A 25,799-nucleotide genomic window follows, 5' to 3' on the forward strand; every position below is an offset into this window, starting at 1 on the left:
CGAGGCAAGACTACCCCGCAACGGTACTATGGGGAGAGAGGGAACCCTACCCATAGGGCACCCTTAAAAAGATTTTTAATTTCCGTCTAGGTAAAAAGACCTTAACCCTCTGTAAGTTTACGGCGAATCATCTCAAACACAGCCTCAGCAGCGGGTTCAGTCCCACCGGCTTGGGCCATGTCGGGACGTCCACCGCCACCTTTACCACCCATGAGGGCAGAAGCCTCACGGACAAGGGCTACAGCATCAAAACGTGTGGTGAGGTCTTTGCTAATGGCAATGACGATGCTGCCACGCTCATTCGCCCCGGAGATTAACGCGACAACGCCGGAGGAAATCTGTTTGAGCAGCCCCTCAGCTAGCCCTTTAAGGTCCTTGGGGTTTACATCCTCCAAGAAGCGCGCTGCAAGCGTAACACCGTTGATTGTCTCGCTTGATGCCGCACCATCCCCCGTTGTTAGCTTATGTTGCAGAGAGGAAATCTGCGCATTTAAGGCTTTGCGCTCCTCTAACAAAGCTGCAAGGCGAGCGGGAGCCTCAGCCGGTGTGACCTTGAGCAGAGCGGCCATCTCGGCAAGGCGGTCCTCACTAGTGCGAATAGCCTGTTCTGCTGCGGCCCCACATACGGCCTCAATGCGGCGCACACCAGAGGAGACCCCGCTTTCGGACAGGATACGGAAAAGGCCAATCTCACCCAGACGGTTTACATGCGTTCCGCCGCAAAGCTCGATGGAGTAGGCTTGGCGGTTTTTCTCATCTTCATCCCCCATGAAGACAACGCGCACCTCGTCGCCATATTTCTCACCAAAGAGGGCCATAGCCCCGCTCTCAATGGCTTGTTCCTGCGTCATGAGGCGCGTTTCAACCGGGCTGTTTTGCCGGATGCGCGCATTAACCTCAGCCTCAATGTGCTTTAGCTCCTCCTCAGTGAGGGGGCGGGGCTGGCTGATGTCAAACCGTAAACGATCCGGTGTGTTGAGGCTACCTTTTTGGGTGACATGCTCGCCAATGTGACGGCGCAAGGCCTCATGCAATAAATGTGTGGCAGAGTGATGTCCGCGCACGGCCGTCCGGCGTGTATGGTCGATTTCGGCATGGACATCCATACCGGGCTTGAGGACACCCTCCATCACGCGGCCATAATGCACGATGAGCGTGCTGTTTTTCTTTTGCGTATCGGTGATGTCGATTTTCAAACCGGGGCCTGTGAGCGTGCCGTGGTCGCCCACTTGCCCACCACTCTCCCCATAAAAAGGCGATTGGTTGAGAAGAATAGCGACTTCATCACCCGCTTTTGCCTCGGCGAGTTCATCACTACCGCGGAAGATAGCTTGCACTTGGGCATCCGCGGTTTCACTTACATAGCCGAGGAACTCCGTCCCCCCGAAGCGGTCGCGCGCATCAAACCACACAGTTTCTACAGCACTATCGCCAGAGCCCACCCAGGCCGCACGGGCACGTTGGCGTTGCTCAGCCATGGCATTTTCAAAGCCTGCCTCATCCACTTTATGGCCGCGCTCACGGAGGACATCTTGGGTAAGGTCCAGCGGGAAGCCAAATGTGTCGTAAAGCTTAAAAGCCACATCACCGGGGAGCTGCCCTTTGCTGGAGAGGCGTCCCATTTCCTCCTCCAGCAGAGCCATCCCACGGCCAAGTAAGGCGGTGAAGCGTTCTTCCTCGCCTTTCATGGTCTCAGCAATGAGGGCTTTATGCTGGTTTAGCTCTGGGTAAGCATGGCCCATCTGTTGGATGAGCGCGGGGAGGAGGCGATAAAAAACGGGCTCCTTCGCGCCCATGAGATGGAGATGGCGCATGGCACGGCGCATGATGCGGCGTAAGACATAGCCGCGCCCTTCGCGGGAGGGGAGAACACCATCGGAGATGAGGAATGCTGTAGAGCGTAAATGGTCAGCCACAACGCGATGGCTGGTTTTAAAACGCCCATCAGCACCTTGATGCATTAACTCCGCAGAGGCCTCGATTAAAGCGCGGAGGGTATCTGTATCGTAATTATCCTTCTTACCCTGCATAACGGCAGCGAACCGCTCTAGCCCCATGCCGGTATCAATAGAAGGATGGGGGAGGTTGGAGCGTTTGCCCTCACCTTCCTCAAAGAATTGCATAAAGACGAGATTCCAAATCTCGACAAAGCGGTCGCCATCTTCATCAGGGCTACCGGGAGGGCCCCCAGCAACAGAGGGGCCGTGGTCGTAAAAGATTTCGGAGGAGGGGCCACAAGGGCCAGTATCGCCCATGCGCCAGAAATTATCAGAGGTAGCAATGCGGATGATTTTTTCGTCCGTAAGACCCGCGATTTTTTTCCACAATTCTGCGGCTTCATGGTCATCTGCATAGACAGTAACAAGCAGCTTTTCCGCAGGGATGGAGAAGCCCTTGGTTAAGAGTGTCCAAGCGAACTCAATCACTTCAGCTTTGAAGTAGTCTCCAAAGCTGAAATTACCCATCATCTCGAAGAAAGTATGATGCCGGGCTGTATAGCCAACATTATCAAGGTCGTTATGCTTCCCGCCTGCCCGGACGACTTTTTGGGCTGTTGTTGCACGCTTGAAGGGTAAGCTCTCTTGCCCGGTAAAGACGTTTTTAAAAGGGACCATTCCTGCATTGGTAAAAAGAAGGGATGGGTCATTCTGCGGCACAAGAGACGCAGAGGGTAGAATCTGATGGCCGTGGGATTCAAAATAGTTAAGGAACTGAGAGCGGATATCGTTGGTGCTGATCATGAGCCTATAGGTCCGAAGGCGGAAAGGAGGAATGCTTCCCGCATGTTAGAGGATTCCTGTCTTATTGGAAATGGCAGGATTCTTAGTCGGATTAGTCCTTCTTTTTATGAAAGACAAAATGATGACAGAAGGTGAAATTGATGAACATACCGCCTGCCGTGCCACAAAGAAGGGCGATAAACGTATAGTGGCGTGTGAGCGGCCAGAGGCTAAACAAAGCTAACACAATGCCACGATTGATAATAAAGCCTGGCAAGTTAGCGAGAATGAATCGGCCCCATTGATGGTGGATTTTATAACGTTCGCGGCAGCGGTCACGGAAGGTCCAATAGCGGTTTAGTACCCAATTATTACTAGAGGCCACAATGTAAGCAAGTAAAGCGGCAAGGCGTAAACCAAGGACATGACGAAAGAGCGACAATGTAGCCCAGTCTATCAAGAAGCCTACCGCACCAACGATGCCAAAATAGAAAAAACGTTGGAGAAGCGGATAATATTTTTGCCAATGTTGTTTGAGGAGCTGCATCGTTTATGTTGAGCACTTCATTGTGAGGAAGGTGTAGCAGGGTTAGCATAGCTTAGCCCTAGAGGTAAGGACTTTTCAGAAAGGTTTTGTCATAAAAAAGCACAACAAAAAAGGGCACCCGGAGGTACCCTTTTCTGCAACCTTAGAAGGTCGTCTATTGAGCTTTCGCCCTGAACTTACTTCAGGATGATCTCAACGCGACGGTTCTGCGGCTCACGTGTGTTTTTAGCTGTCGTAACCAGCGGGTTGGCATCGCCGTAACCGTGGATGTCGATAGCTGTAGCAGGCACGCCGAGACGGACCAGCTCAGCCTTCACGCTGTTAGCACGCTTGATGGAGAGACCCATGTTGTACTTCTCACCGCGTGGGCCAGGATGAGCAGCGGAGTTATCGGTGTAACCGTTAACTTCGATGCGTGTTGTCTGGACGTGTGTGGAAGCTTGAGCAGCCTGAGCAACGATCTCACGAGCGCGACCTGTCAGGTTGGACTTATCCCAGTCGAAGAAGACGAGGTAAGTGCGAGCAGCCTGAGCCGGCGGCGGAACGACAACATGCGGTGCAGCAGGCGGAGCTGGCGGTGCGCTGTTGAAGGCGTAACGAACACCGAAGAGGAACTGGTGGGTATAGCGTGTGCCATAACCAACGCGATCACCGCGTTCACCGTCATGATGCAGGTAGTGACGGCCGTTGGAGCCCCCCCCTGAAGAACCAGCCTGACCGATGAAACGATACTGGGTGGTCAGAGCCAAACCGGGAACGCCTGGGATGTCGTAAGCCGCACCAACGATACCCTGAGCAGCGAGGCCACCTGTGGTGTTGTTGAAGTTAGGATAGTTTGTGCCGCGGTTGTAAACCTTACGGTAGTTCTGCCACATATAGCCAGCACCGATACCAACGAACGGCGTTACTGGGAAGTTGTCTAGCCCGAACATGCCGAGGTCAATGTCATACAGAACATTGACGAACCCGCCGTAACCTTCGCTCTTACCATGAGCGTGACGTGTTCCACCATCAGCGAAGGTGCCTGTCAGACGGTTGATATGTGTCTGGTTGTAGGTACCTTCGACTTCAAGACGCAGGCCATTGCCGAAGCCATAACCAGCGGACAGATAGCCGTTAAAGCCTGTGCCGGAGTGCATTTTGCCGTAGTCTTGCGTAGCATCGCGCTTGATGCTGCGGCCTGTGCCAACGCGGGCACTCTGGTGCTGAACCAGGTTATAGCCGGCTGCCATATCGACATACGGGCCGGTGATCGTGCTGGCCATGGCGAGGGAGGGCAGAGCCACCATCGAGGTCATGGCGAGAAGTGCATTACGAATACGCATTTACTTCCTCAGTCCTTAACATTGTGTAACATACGGCCATTACGGTTGGCGGGCGTCGGAACGATCACCGTATGGAGCCATCGCGGCCGATGGATACAGACTTAGGGGAAAGAACCTTTAAAGTTAAGAGTTTTTAGTAACCTCTGTTGCGAAGAAGAGCACACTGTGTCCAATTGAACACAGGTTGATTAGGGGGCAAACCCTTCTGCGAGAAGGAGATCGCGCACATCCTCTAGAGCAACATCACGACAGGTGAAGGCTTTGCCTATACCGCGGAGGAGAACGAAAGTAATTTTCCCATCGCGGAGTTTTTTATCACGTCCCATATGCGCCAAAAGAGTCGCGGTGCTGAGATTATGAGGTAGGTCTGCCTGCCCTGAGGGCATATTGAGCTTATGGAGGTGAGCATCTAAGCGTGTGAGATCGTCTTGGGGGGCGAGTCCCATTTTAACTGAAAGGGCAAGAGCCATGTGTAGGCCGATTGATACGGCCTCACCATGTAAGAGCCGTCCATCGTAATGGAACTCTGCCTCAAAAGCATGAGCGAAGGTATGGCCAAGGTTTAAGAGGGCGCGACCGCCAGATTGGGCGGATTCCCGTTCATCGTCTTGGACGACTCCAGCTTTAAAGAGGCAAGCACGGCGTACAGCCTCACCCAAAGCTGTTGGGTTGCCTTCTAGCACGGTATGGCCGTGCTGCTCACACCAAGCGAATAGTGTGGCATCGGCGATTAAGCCCGCTTTCACGATTTCTGCATAGCCGGCAACAAGCTGGCGGCGGGGAAGGGTATCGAGCACATCTGTATCGGCTAAAACGAGGCGTGGTTGCCAGAAAGCCCCGATGAGATTTTTCCCGGCTTTGGCGTTAATACCTGTTTTCCCACCGACAGAGCTATCTACCTGGGCTAATAATGTTGTGGGAATCTGGATGAAAGGCACCCCGCGTAAAACGCTTGCTGCGACAAAACCGGCGAGGTCACCTATGACGCCACCGCCAAAGGCAATAATGGTTGTGCCACGCTCCATCCCTTGGGCGAGAATCGTCTCTATGACGTTCTCGAAGCGGGCAAGGGATTTACTGTTTTCTCCCGGTGGTACGGTGATGGTGGTAAAATGGATGCCTGCGCGGGTGAGGCTTTCTTCCAAGGGGGCAAGATGAAGGGAAGCGACCGTACTATCGGTTAAAATAATTGCGCGATTATTGGGTAGATGAGGGCGGAGGCGTAAACCAGCATCATGCAAAAGCTGGGGGCCGGTGAGTACCTCATAGCTATGGCCTGCCAATGTGACGGGAACATGGTGCGGTAATGTTGTTGTGGCGAGTTTGGTCTTCATGGTGTGTATGGCGTGTTCCACGCTTTCATCTCCGCATTCGATAATGAGGTCTGCCTCTGCGTAATAAGGGTAACGCTTTTGAGCGAGGTGATGGAGGATCGCCTCCGGGTCGCCTTTGGCTAAGAGAGGTCGGTTATGGCGATTATGGAGGAGGCGTTTGAGGAGGACAGGCATAGGGACATGCAGCCAGATGGTGCAGATATCAGCTCGTCCATGGCTGAGGGCGCGGGTTTGTGGGTGCATCCATGCTCCACCTCCGGTAGCGAGAATACAGGGCCCACCTTTGAGGAGGCGGCGTATGACACGATGTTCCCCCGCACGGAAATGGGCTTCCCCATGTTGAGAGAAGATTTCCGCGATGCTTTGACGGCTCGCTTTTTCAATTTCGGCATCAGTATCGATAAAGGGGATACCATAATATTGGGCCAGTTGGCGCCCTAGGGTTGTTTTGCCAGCCCCCATTAATCCAACAAGGACAATAATAGGAAAAGGGGGCTTATTACGGGGCACTGTGGGAGCAAGGGAGTGAGACATGAGGTGTTCCTACCACGGGTCAAGGGGCGGGGGTAAGTCCTCTTCATGGTTAAGGGGGTGATGTCGTAGGCGAGATGAAGGTGAGGAGAAGAGGGTTTTTAAAATGGCTTCTTCCCTTTATAAGCAGGGCATATCCTTTGGGGAGCGATTTTATGAAAGTCATTGTGCGTTTGATTGTGGTCTTATTGGTCCTGGTTGCGTTGGCAGGGGGAGGCTATATCTTAACGCATGGGGAACAGCCGCCAGCTCCGGTTATGGTGCATCACGACTTAACACCTCGCGCTGAGCCGAGTGTACCAGCTCAGACAAATGGAGGTACTAGCCTGCCAGAGCTCCCCCCTGTTGGAGGACACTGAGCCGTTTTTTCATGATGGTTGAATCCGCAGCGCTGATAGATTCGTTTTTGGAGACGATGTTGGCCGAGCGCGGGGCGGCCCAGAGGACGCGGCAGGCTTATCGTGCCGATTTAGAGGATTTTGCTCGTTGGTGTGCGCCGGAGTCTGTAGCTTTAGTGCCGGGGGAGCGTGTCCATGCTTATTTTGCGGCATTAGGGCGTGCGGGGCTTGCGGCACGTACGCAAGCGCGACGGCTTTCTGCTCTTAAACAATTTGCGCGCTTTTTGCTCCAAATGGGTGTGCGTGAGGATGACCTTACAGCAGGCCAAGAGACGCCACGTTATCAGGCAGGCTTGCCTCATCCGCTTAGCGAAGCTGAGGTGCAAAAACTGTTGGAGAAAGGCACGCGCGGCCATGCTGATGTGCGGCGCGACTTACTGGCCCGTGTGGCCTTAGAGCTGCTCTATACAACGGGCTTGCGGATTAGCGAACTCCTCACCCTTCCCGCGCAGGCAGTGCGTCATAAGGGAGGGATGTTGCCCATCCGCGGTAAAGGCGGGCGGGAGCGGCTTGTGCCGTTCTCTCATGCTGCGCGAGAAGCAGCAGAGGCTTTGATAGCTTATGATAGCGTGTTGGATAGCCCGTGGCTGTTCCCTGGTCGTAACCCCAAAAAGCCCTTAACCCGGCAGGGTTTTGATAAGATTTTACACGCTTGTGCGCTTCAAGCGGGGATAGACCCACAACGGGTTAGCCCGCATGTATTGCGTCATTCCTTTGCCACACATTTGCTTAATCGCGGTGCCGACCTTAGGGCGTTGCAGATGTTGTTAGGCCATGCCGATATTACTACCACGCAAATCTACACACAGGTGATGACAGAACGATTAAAGGAAACTGTTCGGCAATATCATCCCTTAGGGCAAAGGGGATAAGGGGACGGGTTTCTCGTCAGGAAATGCAAATAAGGGCTATTTTAGGCTCTCTTGGCGTGCTATCGGGCAGGGTATGCGCCAGTTCCTAGATTTTGAAAAATCAGTTGCCGAGCTTGAGACCAAGATCGGTGAACTTCGTCAGGTTAGCCGCCAAGAAAATGGGGCCGGCCTGGATGGTCTGAATATTGATGAGGAAATGACCCGTCTGTCTGAAAAGGCGGATAAGCAGCTTCGCACTTTGTATGGCAAATTAACGCCGTTGCAGAAGGTACAAGTTGCACGCCATGCACAGCGGCCTCACGCTTTGGATTACATCGAATCCCTCATGACAGAATACACCCCTCTTGCGGGGGATCGTCTTTTTGGGGATGACCAAGCTCTTATCGGGGGGCTTGCGCGCTTTCGGGGTCAGCCTGTTGTGGTGATTGGCACAGAGCGTGGCTCTGATACAGAGAGCCGTTTGCGTCATAATTTTGGGATGGCACGGCCAGAGGGGTATCGTAAGGCGCAGCGTTTGATGCGTTTGGCAGAGCGTTTTGGCCTACCGATTCTCACTTTTGTGGATACTGCTGGCGCATGGCCGGGGATTGATGCTGAGGCACGCGGTCAGGCCGAGGCGATTGCACGGGCGATTGATACGTGCCTGCAAGTAAAAGTGCCGTTGATTGCTACCGTAATTGGTGAGGGTGGCTCTGGTGGGGCGATTGCCATTGCCGCAGGGGACCGTGTGTTGATGTTAGAACATGCGATTTACTCGGTTATTTCGCCAGAAGCGGCGGCTTCTATTTTGTGGCGGGACCCGAAGATGGCCCCTAATGCCGCTGAAGCTTTGAAATTGACAGCTCATGATTTGAAGAAATTAGGGCTGATTGATCAGATTATTGAGGAACCTGTTGGTGGTGCACAGCGTATGCCTGCCGAGGCGATTGACCGTGTTGGTGAGGCCATCGCAGAGGCTTTGGCCGCTGTGAAGGCAATCCCTAAAGAGGATTTGTTGCCATCCCGCCGGGAGCGTTATTTGGAGATGACGCGCGCTCACTAACATGTGGGGCCGTATTACGCCTTATAGGGCCGCCCCTCTCATTATAGGGGCGGCTTTTTATATGTTAGGGCGGGGAGGGTCGCCTTCTAGCGGTGTGAAGCCGAGGCCTTGCAATAAGTGCTTAAGGGCGGCCCCTGCATGGGAGACGGCTTGGTCATCATATCCTTTAGCTACAAGAGCCACGCCGCGTTTTGGGCCGGCATCAAAGGGGTAAGAGCCAATATCTAGCATAGGGTAGTCATGTTGCAGGGTAGTGAGGGGCTCAGCAAGGTCGCCTTCATACACATCATAGCTATACCAGCTTACGCTGGATAAAGGGGAGCCTGCCTCTAATTGTGGGATGAGCCATGAGACCATGGCTTGGAAAATACGCGGCACCCCCGCCATGACATGGACATTGCCTAAAGAGAAACCCGGCGCGGTGGAGACACTGTTTTTAATAGGTGCTGCCCCTTGGGGGAGCCACGCCATACGCTGGCGGGCTTTATTAAAGCTCCCGGCAGGGAAAAGGGCTTCAAGCTGGCGGAAGCTTTCCTCATGGCATATCAGCGGGACGTTAAACGCCTCGGCAATGCACGCGGCGGTGATATCATCATGGGTGGGGCCAATGCCCCCGCTTGTAAAGAGGAGGTCGAACCGGGCGCGACATTCATTCACCGTTGTGATGATATGAGCAGGAATATCGGGGATGACACGGACCTCTACCAACCGAATCCCTTGATGATTGAGGGCTTGAGCAAGGACGCGCACATTTGCATCTTGTGTGCGGCCGGAGAGAATCTCATTACCAATGACAAGAAAACACGCTGTACGGGGAGCCATAAGCCTAGAATTACCTTATAATAGCCACATCCCCATGGGTTGTAGGGTGTCCTATCAGCCTAGGGACGTGATGAAGGATGTATGAACCACCCTCACTATGGGCCTATTACGGTGGTAAGAAAAGGAGTGTTCGCTATGGAGCTAGAATATCACAAACCTGTTTGTCTCTCGGACCTCCGCGCCATGCTAGGGGAGGGACCAGTTTGGATAGCGGCAGAGCAGTCCTTTTATTTTGTGGATATTCATAGCCATCGCGTCCATCGCTATTGCCTTGCAGATGCTACGCTCAAGAGTTGGAATGCCCCTAATCGGATTGGCTTTCTTCTCCCTGTCAGTGATGGCACATTTTTGGCGGGGTTGCCTGATGGGTTGCATCGGTTTGATGTTAAAACCGGGTATTTTGAACATGCGTGCACGATAGAGGCAGAGGATCCCGATAACCGCCTTAATGATGGCTGTGTAGACCAAAAAGGGCGCATCTGGTTTGGCACGATGGATGAAGGCGAGAGCCGGGAGAGTGGTGCCCTGTACCGTGTTGAGCATAAAAAGGGTCAACTTAGCGTGTCTCATTGGGATAGTGGCTATACGGTCTCAAACGGGCCAGCGCTCTCACCTTGTGGCAAGGTACTTTATGCTTGCGATAGCCCGCGCCAACGTATTTATGCGTTTGATATTACAGAGGCGGGCGAGCTTAAAAATAAGCGTATCTTCGCAACCCTGACGAAAGGGTATCCCGATGGTGTGGTGACCGATAGTGAAGGTAATCTATGGTGCGGCACATGGGCTGGTGGTCAGATTACGCGTTTTCGGCCTGATGGAACGATGATGGAGCCTATCGCTTTGCCAGTCTCTAATGTAACGAAGGTTGCTTTTGGGGGCGTGGATTATAAGACCGTTTTTGTAACGACTGCACGGAAGGGCCTAACCCCTGGTATGGCAGAGGCGCAGCCTCAAGCGGGGGGGATTTTTGCCTTCCGTACCGATATTGCTGGTAACCCCCAACATAGCTTCGCGCTGGAGCCGCTATAAGGCGGCGTCTCAGCCATTATGCCCGCTATTAGTGAGTGAGCAATTCTTGGATGTGGGGGATGAGGGGCGCATCCGCCTTTGGCATAGGATACGTCCCTAAATCTTCAGCAGAGACCCAAGCGAGGGTTTGCCCTTCCCGCCCGATAGGGTCGTTCTCCCATTGCCGGACGACATATAACACCATGAGGAGATGGAAGGTTGCGCAATCCTCACTCACAAAAGTGAGGGGCTTTAGGGCTTCTGGTGCCACAATGAGGCCCAGCTCCTCATGGAGTTCGCGCACTAAGGCGGCCTCTGGTGATTCGGGGACTTCGACCTTCCCACCGGGGAACTCCCATAATCCTGCAAAGCTTTTGCCCTCTGGACGTTGGGCAAGTAGGACCGTGCCATCATCTTTTATGAGAGCGGCTGCTGTGACGAGCAAAGTATGAGGGCGGAAAGGTGTCGTCATTCAATACTCCCATGAGATGAGCTAACTAGAGGCAGAATGAAACTAAAATGCGCCTTTTATGCCACAGGGGGAAGAGGAAAAGTTAAAAAATGGACACAATGCTTGGCGTAAGCGCAGTAGGCCGGTAAGGAAACCGGCCTGTTATGAAAGGATAAGCATCGGTTATTCTGTAACAGTGTGTGGCTAGTTTATCACCATTGGAATATGCGAGGGATTTGAGCATAGTGCGCCGTCATCTTCTTTTATCGTCTGCTGTGATGTTTATTGGCTTGGGGGGCGCGTCTGCTTTTGCACAGACAAAGCCGCATAAGTCCGCCTCGGCACATGGAACAGCAGGCAAGAAGCTGGCGTCCTCTATGGCTGCGCATCCGGCAAAGAAGGGGGCTGCGCTTGCCCAGCAAGCGGGGGCTCATGCTGCTCCAGCTCATCATAAGCCGAAATATGTTACCGCAAAAGGCGTGCAGACGCTCTCTGTTCATGCAGGGCATGTTAGCCGCGCGGCAGAGATGGTGGTGCCGAAAAGCGTGATGAAGCAATATGTCCCCGGTACCAGCCCGTATAAGGCGTTGGACCGTATGCCGGGGGTTAGTTTTACCTCGACTGACCCTTTCGGTGTGGATAGTTTTGGGGCCAATCTTTACGTCCGTGGTTTCTTTATGAATCAGCTAGGCGTAACGCTTGATGGCATCCCGCTAAATGACCAGACCTATCAATCGGTTAATGGGTTGAGCTTGGCCTCTGCTATCATCCCTGATGATATTGATAGCATCACTATGTCCCAAGGTGGGGGTGGGGTGGATGTCCCCTCGACCAACACGCTGGGCGGGACAATTCGTTTTACCTCAAGCGACCCGGCCGATAAATTGGGGGGGAAGGTTAGCCAAGCTTTTGGGAGCTATGGCTCCTATCGGACTTATGCTCGGTTTGATTCTGGACGGCTGAATGAGTCGGGGACGAAGTTTTACACCTCTTATGCGCGTACAGATGAGGGGATGTGGGAAGGGAAGGGTGATCAGTTCCTCCAACAAGTGAATGCGAAGTTAGTGCAACCTGTTGGTGAGCGTAGCAAAATCTCTGCTTTTTTTGACTGGACAGACCTGCAACAGCAAAATTACCCAGACCTCTCTTTGGGGATGATTCATAATCTGGGATGGCGTGTGCCTCATCTCTATCCTGATTACAAAAAAGCTTATCAATGGGCGCAGCAATGCAATAATAGCCCGAATAATTTTCTCGCTTATCCGGGGTCTAATGGGCAGGTCAATGCGTGCCAAATGCCGTATTATGACGGGGGGCAGCGTGAGACAAACTTTTTAGGTGGGTTGAACTTCGATTTCGCATTAACTGACCATCTCACATGGCACACAACTGTTTATGGGCATGGGCAGTCGGGTAATTATAGCTACACAGCCGCCGCCTCTGCTGCTTCGACCGACCCGGACCTCCAAGTAGCAACACCTAATGGTGTACCGCTTTATCAAGAGGTGTGGAAGAATAGCCAGCAGCGTTTTGGGGTTAATAGTAGCCTGCAATATCGTATTGCTCATCATAAAATTGAGACCGGTATTTGGTATGAGAATAATAACCAAACAGCAGGCTTATATAATTACCTAGAGCCAGAATTAGGGGCGGGGAATCCTGTTAAAGCCGTTGGGCCATATAATGTGTATGGCCCAGCTGACCGGGTATATAACTTCCGCTGGCGTACCAATGTGGTGCAGACGCATCTACAGGATATTTATAGCATCACGCGTAATTTGACGCTGACAGCGGGCTTTCGTTCTCTTATCTCCCAGACATCTGGTGGTGGGCATGAGAATGATAATTCATGGGCTGCGCTGGATGCAGGGGGGCTGCCTTCTGGCTCCTTACATGCGACAGGGGCATTTTTGCCGCATTTCAATCTTGATTGGCGGGTGAATCGCCATCATGAGTTCTATATTGATGTCTCTAAGAATATGCGTGCTTATGAGGTCTCCGGTACAGGGGTGGCAAACTCCCTCTTTTCCGTCCCGAATCAGCAGGAGTTCCTACGGCAAAAGGCGCAGAGCAAGCCTGCAAGAGCATGGACCTATCTAGGGGGGTATCGTTTTACGACCTCCATTGTGCAGCTAGATGCTACCGTTTATCACTCCACCTTAATGCACGAGCTTCTCGCTGGGGCACGCGGGACGATGTTTAACCCGATCTCTGAGGAGTTTGACTTCGGGCGTATCTCTATGACGGGGGCGAATGGGAGTATTGCCATCCGTCCATTGCCGGGCTTGGTGATTACCAATACGCTTAGCTATAATAGGGGGCGATATGAGCGTAATATTACCTCTAGCGCGGGGAATTATTATCCGCTCAAAGGTAAGAGCATCGCTAATTACCCAACATGGATGTATAAAGCCTCTATTGCCTATACATGGCATGGGTTGAACGCGCATCTTGATGCGAATTATTTCGGCCGGCGTTATTATAGCTTTATGAATGATACCTCTATTGGTGGTTATTGGCTGGCCAATACAGGGGCTAGCTATACGTTTAAGAAACTGGCTGGCGTGCGTGATGTTACAGTTAGTTTTAACGTCTATAACCTCTTAAATACAAAATATATTGCCATGATGGGTGAGAATAATAACCCACCTGTAGGGGATTATCAGTCCCTAGAGCGTGGGGCCACGCGGGAATATTTCGGGACGATTAGCGCAGCGTTTTAAGGGGAAGGTCCAGCCTGTATTATGAGAGGCTGGACCGATTGTGCTAGCGTTGTGCTGTTGCAAGCTCTGCAGCAAGGGCGGTTATAAACTGAGCGGCAACCCGGCCAGAGCGGCTCCCCCGTTGGATAGCCCATTGGAGGGCACGGCGGTGGAGGTCCTCCTGAGCGATGGGGAGGTGCCTTTCTGCGGCATAGGCATCAATGATGCTGAGATAATGCTCCTGCGTTGCCCCATACAGGCCAATCCAGAGGCCGAAGCGGTCGGAGAGGGAGAGTTTTTCCTCAATCGCTTCCCCCGGATTGATGGCATCTCCGGCTTCATTATCAATCATATGACGCGGCATAAGATGGCGGCGGTTAGAGGTTGCATAGACCAATACATGCTCTGGCCTGCCTGCAATGCCACCATCTAGGATGGATTTGAGCGATTTATAATCGGCATCTTGTGCCTCAAAGGAGAGGTCATCACAAAAGAGGATGACCCGGCGGGTGCTACAGCGCAATAGGGCGAGAAGCTGCGGGAGAGTGTGGAGGTCATCGCGGGGGATTTCGATGAGGGCGAGGGGAGGCTGGCCTGCCTTGCGCTGCTCCTCATTCACCCGGAGAAGGCAAGCTTTGACGAGGGAGGATTTCCCCATCCCGCGCGCACCCCATAGCATGACATTATTTGCCGCTAAGCCTTGGGCAAAAAAGCGCGTATTGGCCAGCACTTTTTGCATTTGCTGGTCGATCCCTTTTAACAAAGAGAGTGGGACGGTCTGCATAGCTTTAAGTGGTTGTAGGTTGGCAGTTGTGCCTTGCCAGAGGAAGATGTCGCTGCGTTCATCCTCTAATACGGTAGGGTCTGCTGGGGGTGGGGCGATGCGCTCCAAACTCTCGGCGATGCGGGTTAAAAGGGGGAGGAGTGCAGCGGAAGGCATGGTCTTTTCCTAGAATGAAGGTTGACGTGTGGTGTCGGCGCTATATGGTCGCCAAGCGTTTCTCCCTAAGATGGAACTAAACTGACTTATGAACAATCTTCTTTTCTCTACAGCCTATGCGGCTGATGCAGCAGCTAGCCCGTTTAGTGCAGCGGGATTGGTGCAATTTGCTCCAATCCTTTTGGTGTGTGTTGTGTTCTATTTCTTGCTGATTCGCCCTCAGCAAAAACGCCAGCAGAAGCTGCGTGAGGAGCAAAGCAATTTGCGCCGTGGTGACCGCATCGTGACCTCGGGCGGTATTGTGGGGACTGTGCAAGCAACCCGTGATGATTCGCAGGAAGTGGATGTGGAGATTGCCCCCGGTGTGAAGGTGAAGGTCATCCGCAGCACGATTAACACCGTCCTTTCACGCGAAGGCAAAGCGGCTAACGATTCATAATCGTTATAAACGATGCCCTAAAGAAACCCCGCCACGAGTAATCATGGCGGGGTTTCTTTTATAAATGCCGTGGGGCAGGAGGTTTAGGCCCCTTTAAGGCAGGCCTCGGCATAGTCGTAATTAGCGAGCTTATCGAGGAAGTTTGTCACATAATCAGGGCGGCGATTGCGGAAGTCCAGATAATAGGAATGTTCCCACACATCTAGCCCAAGGAGTGTACGCCCTTCATCCTCGGAGAGGGGGTTGGCGGCATTAGCGGTTTTGGTAACCTTCAGCTTGCCATCAGAGCCTAAAACCAGCCACGCCCAGCCGGAGCCGAACTGCGTTGTTGCGGCTTGTTTAAAGGCGGCCTTAAAAGCATCGACAGAGCCGAAATCCTCAACCAGCTTCTTCTCTAACGCACCGGGGATGCGCCCGCCTTTAGGGCTGAGGCAGTTCCAGAAGATGATGTGGTTCCAATGCTGGCCAGCATTATTAAAGACTGGGGCTAAAGCAGAATCTGCGTGGGAGAGGGCGATAATCTCCTCAAGGGACTTACCAGCAAGCTCAGCTTTGCTTTCTACAAAGCCGTTTAGGGCTGTGACATAGGCTTGATGATGTTTACCGTGATGGAGTTCTAGCGTTTCTTGGCACATGCCAGCAGCCGCTAGAGCGTTTTCTGCGTAGGGGAGTTTGGGGAGCTCAAAAGCCATTGTGAATCTTCCTTAGCATATGAGAGGACAGATACGCTCTGTCCCATTCATGACGACCCTTTAGCTATGGTGGCAGTGCGGGAACGTCAAGGGAGCGAGGGGGGAGATATACAAAAAAAGAGTAAAATGGTCCAAATAATCTTCTATCCGTGCGATTAAGGTAAAAAAAGACCCCGCCGAAGCGGGGTTTGAAGGGAGATTTATTCTCCATCATCATAATCATCATCGACATCAGCAGGATGACGAATAGGCGGGCGGGAGCGGTTATCGGCATTGCGCCGGGTGAAATGATGGGCAATATCCGCCAATTCTACAAAATGGTCGGTTTGGCGGCGGAGGTCATCCCCAATCATCGGGGGGGTGGTTTTAACGGAGGAGATGACCGTCACACGGACACCACAAGCTTGCACCGCCTCTACAGCACGGCGAAGGTCGGAATCGCCACTGATGATGACGATGTGGTCCAACCGTGGGGCTTGCTCGATGAGGTCTACAGCCAGCTCGACATTCATATTCCCTTTGATGCGGCGTTGGCCAGACTGGTTGGTGAACTCCCGTGCTGTTTTAGTGACGAGATGGTAGCCATTATAAGCAAGCCAATCTGTCAGGGGGCGTAGAGGGGAGTAATCCTCTGTCTCTGGCATGGCAGCGTAATAAAAAGCCCGTTGGAAGGCTGATTGCTGCTCAAACAAATCCCGCAGGGCTAGGAAGTCCACCTCAAAGCCAAGATTGCGGGCTGCATGGTGGAGGCTGGCACCGTTGATGAAAAGTGACGTACGATCGTTTTTGCGTAGAAGAAGATTGGACATATAACTCACAGTGAGATTTTAGATGGTGGGGTTATGAAGGGACGTCCCATGTGTTCAGGCTTAGACCGTCAAATATTTGTTGGTTCTATGGGGTGGTAAATCACCTTTTTTCTTTTCCTGTTCCATAATGTAATTACGATGCGATGGCATCGCGCGTGATGAAAAGGTGAAGGCTGTCACATGGAGAACGGGACCGCCCCTGCGGAGTCCCTCTTACATCTTTACGTTGCATCAATAAAGAGATTTGTGATAGTGGCACACTCAGAGTGTGAGATAGGCGGGGGTGACTTCGGCCTATTTGTGCTGGGTTGGTTTGGGCGTGCGTTGCGATTAGACCAACAACAGCATGCTGTAAATGTGGGGGGGAGCCGGTAATATGGCACGTGTAACTGTAGAGGACTGTATTGAGAAGGTTTCAAACCGTTTTGACCTCGTGTTGCTAGCGGCTCAGCGGGCTCGCGGTCTCTCCCGTGGGGAGGAGATGCAGGTCCCACGCGATAATGATAAAAATACCGTTGTTGCCCTGCGTGAAATTGCTGAGGATCATGTCAGCCTTGAAGGGCTGAAGAATGGGATTGTCCGTTCCATGGGCCATCAGCCAGAAGTTGAGCCTTCGGATGAGGAAGTGCTAGATTTGATCCCAACAGACCAGAACATCTTTGGTTTGCAGGATGTCTCCGCTGAGGAAGAAGCCGCCAATATGGCCGCTGACGAAGCTGGCTCTGGTCGGAGACGCCGCTAAGCTTTAAGGGCCTTTCCTCATAAGTTATGAGGAAGGTTTTCCTCGTGGTGATCCCAAGAGGATGAAATGGAGGCGGGGTCATGGGTGGTGAGTCGTTGCTTTCGTCTGGGTTATCAGAGGGAAAAACGCTTGAGACTGCCGATGGCCGCGCCTGTAAAGACTTTCACCCGCCTATTCATGGTCTGTTAGAGCGCATTCGGCAATATGATGCCTATGCCGACCTTGCCCAGATAGAAAAGGCCTATGACCTAGCGGCAAAAGCGCATGAGGGGCAATGCCGTGACAATGGCGACCCTTATATTACGCATCCTATCGCCGTAGCGAACATTCTGGCAGGGTTCCGTATGGACCCTGTCTCCATCATGGTTGGGTTTCTCCATGATACGGTTGAAGATACCGGTATAACGCTGGAGAGCCTAACGCACCAATTTGGTAAAGATGTTGCTGCTATTGTGGATGGCGTAACCAAGCTTACGCGTTTGGAGCTGCAATCCGACCGGACAAAGCAAGCAGAGAACTTCCGTAAGCTCGTTTTGGCGATGTCGCGTGATATTCGTGTCCTTATCGTCAAATTGGCCGATAGGCTGCATAATATGCGGACCTTGCATTATGTGCAGCGGACGGATCGCCGCCAGCGTATTGCGCGTGAGACGTTGGATATTTACGCTCCCCTTGCCGAGCGCATCGGTATGGACCGCGTTAAGACAGAATTGCAGGATGTCGCTTTTGCGAATCTGGAGCCTGATGCTGATGCGACTATTCGCGCTCGGCTGAATTATCTGCGTGGCCAAGGCGCGGATATGATTGAGCAAATACGTTGTGAGTTGCTCACTCTTTGCAAAGAAGCTGGGGTAGAGGGGGCGGAGGTTGTTGGCCGAGAAAAGACGCCTTATTCCATCTGGGAGAAGATGAAGCGGCGCAATGTCGCCTTTGAGCAGCTCTCGGATATCATGGCCTTTCGTATTCTCGTGCCTACGCGGGAGGCATGTTATGCGGCCCTGGGGGCTGTGCACGGGGCTTACCCGATGATTGCCGGGCGGTTTAAGGATTATATCTCCACGCCGAAAACAAACGGTTATCAATCCTTGCATACAGGGGTGACGCTTTACCGCCCTCATAGCCAAAAGATTGAAGTGCAAATCCGCACGCCAGAGATGCACGACCTTGCCGAAAATGGCGTGGCCTCGCATTGGAGCTACAAAGATGGCTCCCATCCTAGCGAATATGAAACGGCTGTCTTGTCTGAGACCTTCGGGGCTTACACGCGTAAGCTGCGGTGGGTGCAAGATTTGTTGGATATTTTAGAGGATAGCCAAGGCCCTGATGAGTTCTTAGAGAATACGAAGTTAGAGCTTTATCAAGACCAAGTCTTTTGCTTTACCCCCAAAGGGCAGCTTATCTCTCTCCCGCGTGGGGCGACCCCGGTGGATTTTGCCTATGCGGTGCATAGCCAGATAGGGGATCGCTGCGTTGGGGCTAAGGTGAATGGTAGGCTTGTCCCGCTAAAGCATATTTTGCAAAATGGGGACCAAATCGACATCATGACCGCACGGGGGGGTACGCCTTCACCCTCGTGGGAGCGGTTTGTCGTTACCGGCAAAGCGCGGGCGCGTGTACGGCGGTTTGTTGCCCTCCAACAGCGGCAGAATAATGTAGAAAATGGCCGTGGTGCGGTGGCGCGGGCCTTCCGTCAAAAAGGGGTGGATGGCTCTGAAAAGGTGTTGGAGGGTATTTTAGGCACCTTAAAGCAGAATAGCCTTACAGATTTATACGGGGCTGTTGGGGCGGGTCATATAGACCCGAAAGATGTTGTTGGGGCGGCATATCCCGAGCTTTCCCGCCAAGGGCGCGCCCCGCGGATTGTCCCCGGCTTATCCCCGCGTTTGGAGGAGCGGTTAGGCCAGCGGCCTGCACCACCCAAACCCCTTAATAGCCATGATAGCCCCTTGATTGAGGGCATCGGGAGTGGAATTGAGATCAATTTCGCGGGGTGTTGTCGCCCTCTGCCGGGGGACCGGATTGTCGGGATTATTGCGCCCTCAAAAGGGGTGACGGTGCATCGGCGGAAATGTCATAATCTCAGCATGTTCTCCGACATGCCGGAGCGTTTTTTGGAGATTTCGTGGAGCGATGAGGCTATGGGGCGTGTCGGGCGGGATGCCCCCCGCTATATGGCGCGGCTCTCTGTTGTGGCAGGGAGTGACCCGGCTGTTCTTGCGGCTCTTACCAATCTCGCAACGCGGCATGAGGCGAGTGTGGTGAATTTGCGGATTGTAAATCGTCAGCTCGATTTTATGGAGATTTTGGTGGATTTGGAGGTCCGTAATAAAGGCCATCTTGCCACGGTTTTAGCGAGTTTCCGCTCCGAGAAAGGCGTCCTCCAAGCAGAGCGGACGAAGGGATAACCCGTATGATTTTGGGTATTGGGGTGGATGTCTGTGCCATAGCGCGGATAGAGGGAGCCTTGGCGCGGCATGGGGAGGCGTTTTTGCAGCGTGTTTTTACGCCAGCGGAGCAATCTTACATACGCAGCCTCGCCCCTACGGCCCAAGCGGGGGCTTGTGCCAAGCGTTGGGCCGCAAAGGAGGCTTGTGCTAAAGCTTTGGGGACAGGCTTTGCCGAGGGCGTGCAGATGCAGGATATAGCCGTGGAGCGTAACGCGAAGGGTGCGCCGCTTATGAGTCTCTCTGGTAAGGCTGCGGCTCTTTTGCAAAAGCGTACGCCAGCGGGCCATTATGCTGAGATTTTGGTGAGTATGAGTGATGACGCCCCTCTCGCAATGGCACAGGTTTTGATACAGCTTGTCCCTCTAAGTTACGTAGAGAAAAGCGCAGCACGGTAAATTAACGCATGACCCCACAGGCCAAGCAGGCTATGCCGGGTGGGTTAGAGTTAGGATATAGAGAGATATGAGCGCAGAGACACCATTAGAGCCATCAGAGCAGAAGGAGAGCCTTGGGGCCTCTATTCGGCAGATTATCCTATGGATTGTGCTGATTGTGGCTGTGCGGTCTTTATTGGTGGAGCCTTTTAATATTCCTTCCGCCTCTATGGTGCCTACGCTGCAAGTGGGGGATTTTGTTGCTGTCTCTAAGATGAGCTACGGCTATTCCCGCTATTCCTTCCCGATGTCGCCTTCTTTCATTTCTGGGCGTTATTTTGCCAGTATGCCTCATCGTGGGGATGTGGCGGTGTTCCGTTATACGCAGAATACCTCCATTGATTATATTAAGCGTATTGTTGGCTTGCCGGGGGACCGGATTCGTATGGAGGAGGGGCGGCTGTTCATCAATGGGCAGGCCGTGCCAAGGCAGGATAAAGGCCCTTATAGCGTGCAGGATGAGCGCGGCTATGTGCTTTCTGGCACGCGTTATCGTGAGATGATACCACGGGAGGATGGTCACGTTGTTGCGCATGATATTTTGAAAATGCGTGACCATGACCTCGCTAATAATACGCCGGAATATATCGTCCCGCAGGGCTGTCTTTTCGCTATGGGGGATGATCGAGATGATAGCTCTGATAGCCGCTTCCAAGGGGGGCGTGAGACAGGGGCGTGTGCGGCCCCACCGGGGAATGCGTATCTCAGTGATAGTAGCGGGCATGACCTTGGATTCGTCCCTATAGGAAATCTGGTGGGTAAGGCGAAGATTGTTCTTTTCTCTGTAGAGATGCGCCATCCAGCATGGCAATTTTGGTACTGGCCTGTGGAGATTCGGTGGGGCCGCTTCTTACACGGTATCGACTAATGATGACACGAGAGGACGCTGTTCGCCTTGTGGAAGCTAAGTTGAATCATCATTTTGAGGATTCAGCTCTGCTGCATGAAGCTCTGACCCATCGCTCTGCCGTGCCTCGGAGGGCAGGGCGGAATCGGGGACAGAAGAAGGACCAAAAGGGCGTAAAGAAGCCCCGTGGGCAGGGCTCTAATGAGCGGTTGGAGTTTATAGGTGACCGTGTTTTGGGCTTGCTTATGGCTGAATGGCTGTTTGAGCGGTACCCAGAGGAGCAAGAAGGGGCCTTAGGTGCGCGCCATGCACATTTGGTCTCACGCCCTGTTTTAGCCCGCATTGCGGAGCGGATTGAACTTTCTGAGGCTATACAAATTGCCCAACATGAGGAACATGCTGGGATTCGCGAGTTAGCGAGTGTCCTTGCTGATGGGATGGAGGCCCTTTTAGGGGCGTTATATCTTGATGCTGGGCTGGAGCCTGCACGACATGTTGTCCGCCGCTTATGGGATAGGGATATTGAGCGGAGCGGCCAGCCGCATAAAGAGCCTAAAACGTTATTACAAGAGTTTTTGCTAGGCCGTGGGGAAGCTTTGCCGCATTATGAGCTGACGTCTGCTGAGGGGCCATCTCATGCGCCTGTATTTTGTGTGGAAGTGCATGCGCTAGGGCAGGTCGGTGTTGGGCAGGGGGGCAGTAAACGCGCGGCAGAAAGTGCTGCTGCAAAAGCGTTGTTACAGCAGCTAGGACGGGAGGTGGACCATGACTGAGGCTTTTACCCATCCAGAGACATTATCCCCCGCTCATGATGGTGTGGCTCGTTGCGGGTTTGTGGCTCTAGTAGGGGCTCCTAATGCTGGTAAATCCACCTTGATGAATTATATCGTGGGGACCAAGCTTTCCATCGTTAGCCCTAAAGCACAGACAACACGCTTTCGGACTTTAGGCATTGTCATGCGTGGGGCAGCGCAGATTGTGTTTGTGGATTTGCCGGGGATTTTTAAACCTCGCCGGCGGTTGGACCGCGCGATGGTAAAAGCGGCCTGGAGCGGTGTGCAAGATGCTGATTTAAGCCTTTTATTGATTGATAGCCGCATCGGTTTGACGGATGAAATCCGCGACATCATCACCACGCTAAAGGAAAGCAAACGCCCTGTCTGGTTGGTGCTGAATAAAACCGACCTCATCGCCCATGATCAGCTTCTCCCTCTGACCAAAGCCGTTACGGATGTGCTGCGGGTGGAGGAGGTGTATATGGTCAGTGCGCGCTCTGGTGATGGGGTGGATGGGTTGTTAGATGGGCTGGCCAAGGCCTTACCCGTAGGGCCATACCATTATCCAGAGGATGACCTAACGGACCTGCCTGACCGCTTTCTTGCGGCTGAGATTGTGCGGGAGCAGGTGTTTTTACAGACCCATGAGGAGATTCCTTACCATGCCACTGTGGAGACGGAATCGTTTAAAGTGCGGCCTGATGGGTCAATCCGTATTGATGTAACAGTTTATGTCTCGCGGTCTGGTCATAAAGCGATTTTGATTGGCGAGCGCGGCCAGCGCATCCGGGAGATTGGGATGCGGGCGCGAAAGCAGCTATCAGGCTTGCTTGGCGCGCCGTGCCATCTTTTCCTGAATGTGAAGGAACGCGCAGCATGGGATGAAGAAACAGCCCGTCTCCGTGCCCTTGGTCTTGCTGATCATAGCTGAAGGGCGCGAGTATCTCTTGTTCCCATAAGGTTGGCTCTGTATGAGAGGACTTAACACATATTAGGGTACCACCAGTTAGAGAGCCGTTACGATTATGAGCCCCGCCCCACAAAACCCCTCCTTCCCTTATAAACGTGTTCTCCTCAAAGTCTCCGGTGAGGCCCTTATGGGCAAAGGGACAGCCGGTGTAGACCCGGAGATGGTGGATATGGTTGCGGCCGATATTGCCGCCGTGGTCGCGATGGGAGGGGAGGTGTGCCTTGTTGTTGGGGGCGGCAATATCTTTCGCGGGTTAGCCGCAGCGGCAAAGGGGATGGACCGCGTACAGGGCGATTATGCCGGGATGTTGGCAACGGTCATTAATGCGCTCATGCTGCAAAATGCGTTGGAGAAGCGCGAGGTTGAAACCCGCGTGATGACGGCTATTCATATGGCGTCTATCGCTGAGCCTTACATCCGGCGGCGCGCTTTGCGGCATATGGAGAAGGGGCGGGTTGTTATTTTCGCTGCGGGGACGGGCAATCCTTTCTTCACGACCGACACCGCCGCGGCGTTACGCGCAAATGAGATGGAGTGCGATGCCCTCTTTAAAGGGACGCAGGTTGATGGTGTTTACTCTGACGACCCACGCCGCAATCCTGAAGCCACGCGGTATGAGCAGCTTACCTATATGGATGCTTTAGCACGTAACCTGAAGGTTATGGACGCTGCCGCTGTGAGCCTTGCGCGCGAGAATACGCTGCCCATTATTGTTTTTAACATTCATGCACCGGGTGCCTTTGCTGCGGCGATGAAGGGGGAAGGACCCTTTACGCGCATTGTTGAAGGCTGAGGTAAGACGCGCTAAGCGCGTTTAAAAGAGTGGTTTTTGAGGAAGCATGTTATGAGTACAGAATTAAACACCCTGCTAGATGACCTAAAACGCCGCATGGAAGGCGCGATAGAGAGTTTGCGGCGAGACCTCTCCGGCCTGCGTTCTGGTCGGGCTAGCCCTAATTTGTTGGAGCCGGTGCGGGTGGAGGTTTATGGCTCTGTTGTGCCGCTCTCGCAGGTTGGCTCTGTCGCTGTGCCAGAAGCGCGTATGTTAACAGTCTCCGTATGGGATGCTAGCGTTGTGTCCTCTGTTGAGAAAGCGATTCGCGATAGCGGGCTGGGGCTGAACCCTGCCGCTGAGGGCCAGACGATTCGTGTACCCATCCCTCAATTGACGGAAGAACGTCGCAATGAGATGGCCAAAGCCGCGGCACGCTATGCCGAAGGCGGACGTGTTGCTGTGCGTGGTGTCCGCCGTGATGGGATGGATAAAGCCAAAGGGCTAGAGAAGGATGGCGATATTAGCCAAGATGACCTGAAGGTCTGGACAGCTGCCATCCAAAAACTAACCGATGATTATATTGGCCGGGTTGATACGCTGCTTGCTGATAAAGAGCGCGATATTAAGCAGGTCTGATCGCTAGAGTCGTGGTGGCTTCTTCCCTCTCATCATCTGCTAAGGATGTTCCCGCCGTGCCGCGCCATATGGCTGTGATTATGGATGGCAATGGGCGTTGGGCGCAGCAGCGCGGCTTACCTACAGTGCAGGGCCACCGCGCTGGTGGGGAGGCTGTGCAGCGTTGTGTGCGGGCTGCCATACAAAATGGGGTGAAGTATCTCACCCTTTATGCTTTCTCCTCCGAGAATTGGCGGCGCTCTGGTGATGAGATCAAGGACCTTACCGGTCTGATGCAATTTTACTTGCGCCATCGCTTTAAGGAGCTGGATGAGCAAGGGGTACGGCTGCGGATTATTGGTGAGCCTGAGCGTTTTGGGGCAGCTTTTTGTAAAGAGTTACGCCGTGCGGAAGATAAAACCGCACAGAATACGCGGCTAACGCTCATTTTGGCTTTGTCTTACGGGGGGCGTGCAGAAATTGCCGCAAGTGCGCGTGCTTTGGCAGAGCAAGTAAAAGCCGGGACATTACAGCCAGAAGCGATTGATGAGGGCCGCTTTGCCTCCGCTTTGCAGACACATGATGTCCCAGACCCGGATATTGTGGTCCGTACAAGTGGAGAGGCACGCCTGTCCAACTTTCTCTTATGGCAGTCTGCCTATGCGGAACTGATTTTTCTTGATGTGTTCTGGCCGGATTTTAGCGAGGCTGATTTTGCAGAGGTTCTCCAGCATTATAAAAGCCGCCAACGGCGATTTGGGGGACGGCCATCATGACGGAGCTGCAAAAGCGTATTCTCTCTAGCCTCGTTTTAGTGCCTATCGTGCTGTTTTGCTTATGGTCGGGCGGATGGGTGTACCGGGCATTAGTGCTTCTGGTTATGATTGGTCTGGTCTGGGAGGGTGAAAGCCTGCTCGGCCAACGGATGAAAACTCTGCGTGGTGTCTTGTTGATGTTATGGCCGCTTTGCGCGGGGCTGATCGCGATCAAGGGGCAATGGTTGGCTGTAGCGTCTTTGGTGGGGGCGAGTCTTTTGTTTGGCCTCTCCACTTGCGGGCCGGTGTTGGTCTCCATCTTTGGGGGGATTGCGCTTTTATGGCTGCGTAGTCGCCCAGAAGGCTTGTATGAGACACTCTTTGTCATATTTGCCGTGATTGCGAGTGATAGTTGCGCTTATGCGACGGGCCGTTTGATTGGTGGGCCTAAGCTTGCCCCAGCGATCTCCCCTGGTAAGACCATTTCTGGCTCTATCGGAGGGATTATAGGAGCTGTGGTGATGGGCGGGGTCATTGCTCATGCTGCGGGGGCGGGTTGGTCTGCTAGTGCCTGTCTTATGGGGGGCATTTTAGCCATTGCGGCCCAATGTGGGGACTTGATGGAGAGTGCCTTTAAGCGGCGTTTAGGGGTAAAGGACTCGGGTAAGCTGATTCCCGGTCATGGCGGGTTGCTAGATAGGCTAGATGCGCTGTTACTGGCAGCCCCCATTGCGGGATTGTTTGCTCTATGCAGCGGTCAGGCAGCCTTTTGGACGCTATTTTAGACTTATTTCTTTAAGGATTTG

Annotated in this window: 25 protein-coding genes and 1 pseudogene; 17 read left to right on the plus strand and 9 right to left on the minus strand. The window is 53.2% G+C overall.

Features of this window, described 5'->3' with window-relative positions; genetic code table 11:
- Positions 1–101 precede the first annotated feature (101 nt).
- From alaS to aroB, 4 genes are all read right to left on the minus strand, one after another.
- A complete protein-coding gene (gene alaS, locus NQF64_RS01175) occupies positions 102–2,741 on the minus strand; it encodes an alanine--tRNA ligase (RefSeq protein ID WP_266106211.1) in 2,640 nt (879 codons plus the stop codon).
- A 91-nt stretch (positions 2,742–2,832) separates the two neighbouring features.
- Positions 2,833–3,267, minus strand: coding sequence for a GtrA family protein (locus tag NQF64_RS01180; RefSeq protein WP_099026127.1), 435 nt, complete (start codon positions 3,265–3,267; stop codon positions 2,833–2,835).
- 176 nt (positions 3,268–3,443) lie between these two features.
- On the minus strand, positions 3,444–4,592 hold the full coding sequence (locus NQF64_RS01185; RefSeq protein WP_266106212.1) for an OmpA family protein: 1,149 nt from the start codon (positions 4,590–4,592) through the stop codon (positions 3,444–3,446).
- A 188-nt stretch (positions 4,593–4,780) separates the two neighbouring features.
- Positions 4,781–6,460 (minus strand): 3-dehydroquinate synthase, encoded by a 1,680-nt coding sequence (aroB, locus tag NQF64_RS01190; protein ID WP_099026125.1) that lies wholly within the window; start codon positions 6,458–6,460, stop codon positions 4,781–4,783.
- Positions 6,461–6,612: 152 nt separating this feature from the next.
- Here aroB and NQF64_RS01195 point away from each other — a divergent pair, with 152 nt between their 5' ends.
- From NQF64_RS01195 to NQF64_RS01205, 3 genes are all read left to right on the plus strand, one after another.
- On the plus strand, positions 6,613–6,816 hold the full coding sequence (locus NQF64_RS01195) for a hypothetical protein (RefSeq protein WP_099026124.1): 204 nt from the start codon (positions 6,613–6,615) through the stop codon (positions 6,814–6,816).
- Positions 6,817–6,827: 11 nt separating this feature from the next.
- A complete protein-coding gene (locus NQF64_RS01200; RefSeq protein WP_407651779.1) occupies positions 6,828–7,727 on the plus strand; it encodes a tyrosine recombinase in 900 nt (299 codons plus the stop codon).
- A 73-nt stretch (positions 7,728–7,800) separates the two neighbouring features.
- Positions 7,801–8,769 carry an acetyl-CoA carboxylase carboxyltransferase subunit alpha gene (locus NQF64_RS01205; protein ID WP_099026123.1) on the plus strand — a complete coding sequence of 323 codons (969 nt, stop codon included), beginning with the start codon at positions 7,801–7,803 and terminating at the stop codon, positions 8,767–8,769.
- A 57-nt stretch (positions 8,770–8,826) separates the two neighbouring features.
- Here the strand turns inward: NQF64_RS01205 and NQF64_RS01210 are convergent, their stop codons facing one another.
- Complete coding sequence (locus NQF64_RS01210; RefSeq protein WP_266106213.1) at positions 8,827–9,591, minus strand: competence/damage-inducible protein A; 765 nt, start codon at positions 9,589–9,591, stop codon at positions 8,827–8,829.
- A gap of 135 nt (positions 9,592–9,726) precedes the next feature.
- Between NQF64_RS01210 and NQF64_RS01215 the strand changes: the two genes are divergently transcribed.
- Positions 9,727–10,620 carry an SMP-30/gluconolactonase/LRE family protein gene (locus tag NQF64_RS01215; RefSeq protein WP_155573486.1) on the plus strand — a complete coding sequence of 298 codons (894 nt, stop codon included), beginning with the start codon at positions 9,727–9,729 and terminating at the stop codon, positions 10,618–10,620.
- 28 nt (positions 10,621–10,648) lie between these two features.
- Here the strand turns inward: NQF64_RS01215 and NQF64_RS01220 are convergent.
- Positions 10,649–11,056: pseudogene (locus NQF64_RS01220) on the minus strand ((deoxy)nucleoside triphosphate pyrophosphohydrolase); the annotation flags it as partial.
- Between the two features lie 239 nt (positions 11,057–11,295).
- On the opposite strand from NQF64_RS01220, the gene NQF64_RS01225 reads away from it, so the two are divergent.
- Positions 11,296–13,773, plus strand: coding sequence for a TonB-dependent receptor (locus NQF64_RS01225; RefSeq protein ID WP_323670695.1), 2,478 nt, complete (start codon positions 11,296–11,298; stop codon positions 13,771–13,773).
- Between the two features lie 43 nt (positions 13,774–13,816).
- Here the strand turns inward: NQF64_RS01225 and NQF64_RS01230 are convergent, their stop codons facing one another.
- Positions 13,817–14,692: an ATP-binding protein gene (locus tag NQF64_RS01230; RefSeq protein ID WP_266106214.1), complete on the minus strand. Its 876-nt coding sequence runs from the start codon at positions 14,690–14,692 to the stop codon at positions 13,817–13,819.
- A gap of 88 nt (positions 14,693–14,780) precedes the next feature.
- On the opposite strand from NQF64_RS01230, the gene yajC reads away from it, so the two are divergent.
- Entirely contained in the window at positions 14,781–15,131 is a 351-nt protein-coding gene (gene yajC / locus NQF64_RS01235; RefSeq protein WP_099026118.1) for a preprotein translocase subunit YajC, read from the plus strand.
- Between the two features lie 83 nt (positions 15,132–15,214).
- Here yajC and NQF64_RS01240 read toward each other — a convergent pair whose 3' ends face one another.
- Together NQF64_RS01240 and NQF64_RS01245 are read right to left on the minus strand one after the other, a co-directional pair.
- A complete protein-coding gene (locus tag NQF64_RS01240; RefSeq protein WP_099026117.1) occupies positions 15,215–15,823 on the minus strand; it encodes a superoxide dismutase in 609 nt (202 codons plus the stop codon).
- A gap of 200 nt (positions 15,824–16,023) precedes the next feature.
- Positions 16,024–16,632, minus strand: a complete 609-nt coding sequence (locus NQF64_RS01245; RefSeq protein ID WP_099026116.1) for a LabA-like NYN domain-containing protein — start codon at positions 16,630–16,632, stop codon at positions 16,024–16,026.
- Positions 16,633–16,884: 252 nt separating this feature from the next.
- On the opposite strand from NQF64_RS01245, the gene NQF64_RS01250 reads away from it, so the two are divergent.
- From NQF64_RS01250 to NQF64_RS01300, 11 genes are all read left to right on the plus strand, one after another.
- Complete coding sequence (locus NQF64_RS01250) at positions 16,885–17,007, plus strand: hypothetical protein (protein ID WP_266106215.1); 123 nt, start codon at positions 16,885–16,887, stop codon at positions 17,005–17,007.
- Position 17,008: 1 nt separating this feature from the next.
- Positions 17,009–17,374: a DNA-directed RNA polymerase subunit omega gene (gene rpoZ, locus NQF64_RS01255; RefSeq protein ID WP_099026346.1), complete on the plus strand. Its 366-nt coding sequence runs from the start codon at positions 17,009–17,011 to the stop codon at positions 17,372–17,374.
- 80 nt (positions 17,375–17,454) lie between these two features.
- A complete protein-coding gene (locus tag NQF64_RS01260; RefSeq protein ID WP_266106216.1) occupies positions 17,455–19,779 on the plus strand; it encodes a RelA/SpoT family protein in 2,325 nt (774 codons plus the stop codon).
- A gap of 5 nt (positions 19,780–19,784) precedes the next feature.
- On the plus strand, positions 19,785–20,216 hold the full coding sequence (gene acpS, locus NQF64_RS01265) for a holo-ACP synthase (protein WP_266106217.1): 432 nt from the start codon (positions 19,785–19,787) through the stop codon (positions 20,214–20,216).
- A 67-nt stretch (positions 20,217–20,283) separates the two neighbouring features.
- Positions 20,284–21,123, plus strand: coding sequence for a signal peptidase I (gene lepB / locus NQF64_RS01270; RefSeq protein WP_266106218.1), 840 nt, complete (start codon positions 20,284–20,286; stop codon positions 21,121–21,123).
- Positions 21,123–21,875, plus strand: a complete 753-nt coding sequence (gene rnc, locus NQF64_RS01275; protein WP_266106219.1) for a ribonuclease III — start codon at positions 21,123–21,125, stop codon at positions 21,873–21,875. The genes lepB and rnc overlap by 1 nt, the downstream gene beginning before the upstream one ends.
- On the plus strand, positions 21,868–22,809 hold the full coding sequence (gene era / locus NQF64_RS01280; RefSeq protein ID WP_099026111.1) for a GTPase Era: 942 nt from the start codon (positions 21,868–21,870) through the stop codon (positions 22,807–22,809). Before rnc ends, era begins: the two co-directional genes overlap by 8 nt.
- Positions 22,810–22,903: 94 nt before the next feature.
- Positions 22,904–23,641, plus strand: coding sequence for a UMP kinase (gene pyrH, locus NQF64_RS01285; protein ID WP_099026110.1), 738 nt, complete (start codon positions 22,904–22,906; stop codon positions 23,639–23,641).
- A gap of 51 nt (positions 23,642–23,692) precedes the next feature.
- Positions 23,693–24,259, plus strand: a complete 567-nt coding sequence (gene frr, locus NQF64_RS01290; protein WP_099026109.1) for a ribosome recycling factor — start codon at positions 23,693–23,695, stop codon at positions 24,257–24,259.
- 68 nt (positions 24,260–24,327) lie between these two features.
- Entirely contained in the window at positions 24,328–25,014 is a 687-nt protein-coding gene (uppS, locus tag NQF64_RS01295) for a polyprenyl diphosphate synthase (RefSeq protein WP_155573489.1), read from the plus strand.
- Positions 25,011–25,778 carry a phosphatidate cytidylyltransferase gene (locus NQF64_RS01300; RefSeq protein ID WP_266106220.1) on the plus strand — a complete coding sequence of 256 codons (768 nt, stop codon included), beginning with the start codon at positions 25,011–25,013 and terminating at the stop codon, positions 25,776–25,778. The genes uppS and NQF64_RS01300 overlap by 4 nt, the downstream gene beginning before the upstream one ends.
- Positions 25,779–25,799 lie beyond the last annotated feature (21 nt).

Origin of the sequence: Bombella saccharophila (assembly GCF_026385475.1) — a bacterium.
Classification (GTDB): domain Bacteria; phylum Pseudomonadota; class Alphaproteobacteria; order Acetobacterales; family Acetobacteraceae; genus Bombella; species Bombella saccharophila.

Excerpts from the sequence above, each read along its gene's own strand:
- yajC (WP_099026118.1), top strand. The coding sequence starts at position 14,781 with ATGAACAATCTTCTTTTCTCTACAGCCTATGCGGCTGATGCAGCAGCT.
- NQF64_RS01245 (WP_099026116.1), bottom strand. The coding sequence starts at position 16,632 with ATGTCCAATCTTCTTCTACGCAAAAACGATCGTACGTCACTTTTCATC.
- NQF64_RS01300 (WP_266106220.1), top strand. The coding sequence starts at position 25,011 with ATGACGGAGCTGCAAAAGCGTATTCTCTCTAGCCTCGTTTTAGTGCCT.
- aroB (WP_099026125.1), bottom strand. The coding sequence starts at position 6,460 with ATGTCTCACTCCCTTGCTCCCACAGTGCCCCGTAATAAGCCCCCTTTT.
- NQF64_RS01195 (WP_099026124.1), top strand. The coding sequence starts at position 6,613 with ATGAAAGTCATTGTGCGTTTGATTGTGGTCTTATTGGTCCTGGTTGCG.
- acpS (WP_266106217.1), top strand. The coding sequence starts at position 19,785 with ATGATTTTGGGTATTGGGGTGGATGTCTGTGCCATAGCGCGGATAGAG.
- lepB (WP_266106218.1), top strand. The coding sequence starts at position 20,284 with ATGAGCGCAGAGACACCATTAGAGCCATCAGAGCAGAAGGAGAGCCTT.
- NQF64_RS01205 (WP_099026123.1), top strand. The coding sequence starts at position 7,801 with ATGCGCCAGTTCCTAGATTTTGAAAAATCAGTTGCCGAGCTTGAGACC.
- NQF64_RS01240 (WP_099026117.1), bottom strand. The coding sequence starts at position 15,823 with ATGGCTTTTGAGCTCCCCAAACTCCCCTACGCAGAAAACGCTCTAGCG.
- NQF64_RS01200 (WP_407651779.1), top strand. The coding sequence starts at position 6,828 with ATGATGGTTGAATCCGCAGCGCTGATAGATTCGTTTTTGGAGACGATG.
- era (WP_099026111.1), top strand. The coding sequence starts at position 21,868 with ATGACTGAGGCTTTTACCCATCCAGAGACATTATCCCCCGCTCATGAT.
- NQF64_RS01210 (WP_266106213.1), bottom strand. The coding sequence starts at position 9,591 with ATGGCTCCCCGTACAGCGTGTTTTCTTGTCATTGGTAATGAGATTCTC.
- NQF64_RS01230 (WP_266106214.1), bottom strand. The coding sequence starts at position 14,692 with ATGCCTTCCGCTGCACTCCTCCCCCTTTTAACCCGCATCGCCGAGAGT.
- rnc (WP_266106219.1), top strand. The coding sequence starts at position 21,123 with ATGATGACACGAGAGGACGCTGTTCGCCTTGTGGAAGCTAAGTTGAAT.
- uppS (WP_155573489.1), top strand. The coding sequence starts at position 24,328 with ATGGCTGTGATTATGGATGGCAATGGGCGTTGGGCGCAGCAGCGCGGC.
- NQF64_RS01180 (WP_099026127.1), bottom strand. The coding sequence starts at position 3,267 with ATGCAGCTCCTCAAACAACATTGGCAAAAATATTATCCGCTTCTCCAA.
- frr (WP_099026109.1), top strand. The coding sequence starts at position 23,693 with ATGAGTACAGAATTAAACACCCTGCTAGATGACCTAAAACGCCGCATG.
- pyrH (WP_099026110.1), top strand. The coding sequence starts at position 22,904 with ATGAGCCCCGCCCCACAAAACCCCTCCTTCCCTTATAAACGTGTTCTC.
- NQF64_RS01260 (WP_266106216.1), top strand. The coding sequence starts at position 17,455 with ATGGGTGGTGAGTCGTTGCTTTCGTCTGGGTTATCAGAGGGAAAAACG.
- NQF64_RS01185 (WP_266106212.1), bottom strand. The coding sequence starts at position 4,592 with ATGCGTATTCGTAATGCACTTCTCGCCATGACCTCGATGGTGGCTCTG.
- rpoZ (WP_099026346.1), top strand. The coding sequence starts at position 17,009 with ATGGCACGTGTAACTGTAGAGGACTGTATTGAGAAGGTTTCAAACCGT.
- alaS (WP_266106211.1), bottom strand. The coding sequence starts at position 2,741 with ATGATCAGCACCAACGATATCCGCTCTCAGTTCCTTAACTATTTTGAA.
- NQF64_RS01215 (WP_155573486.1), top strand. The coding sequence starts at position 9,727 with ATGGAGCTAGAATATCACAAACCTGTTTGTCTCTCGGACCTCCGCGCC.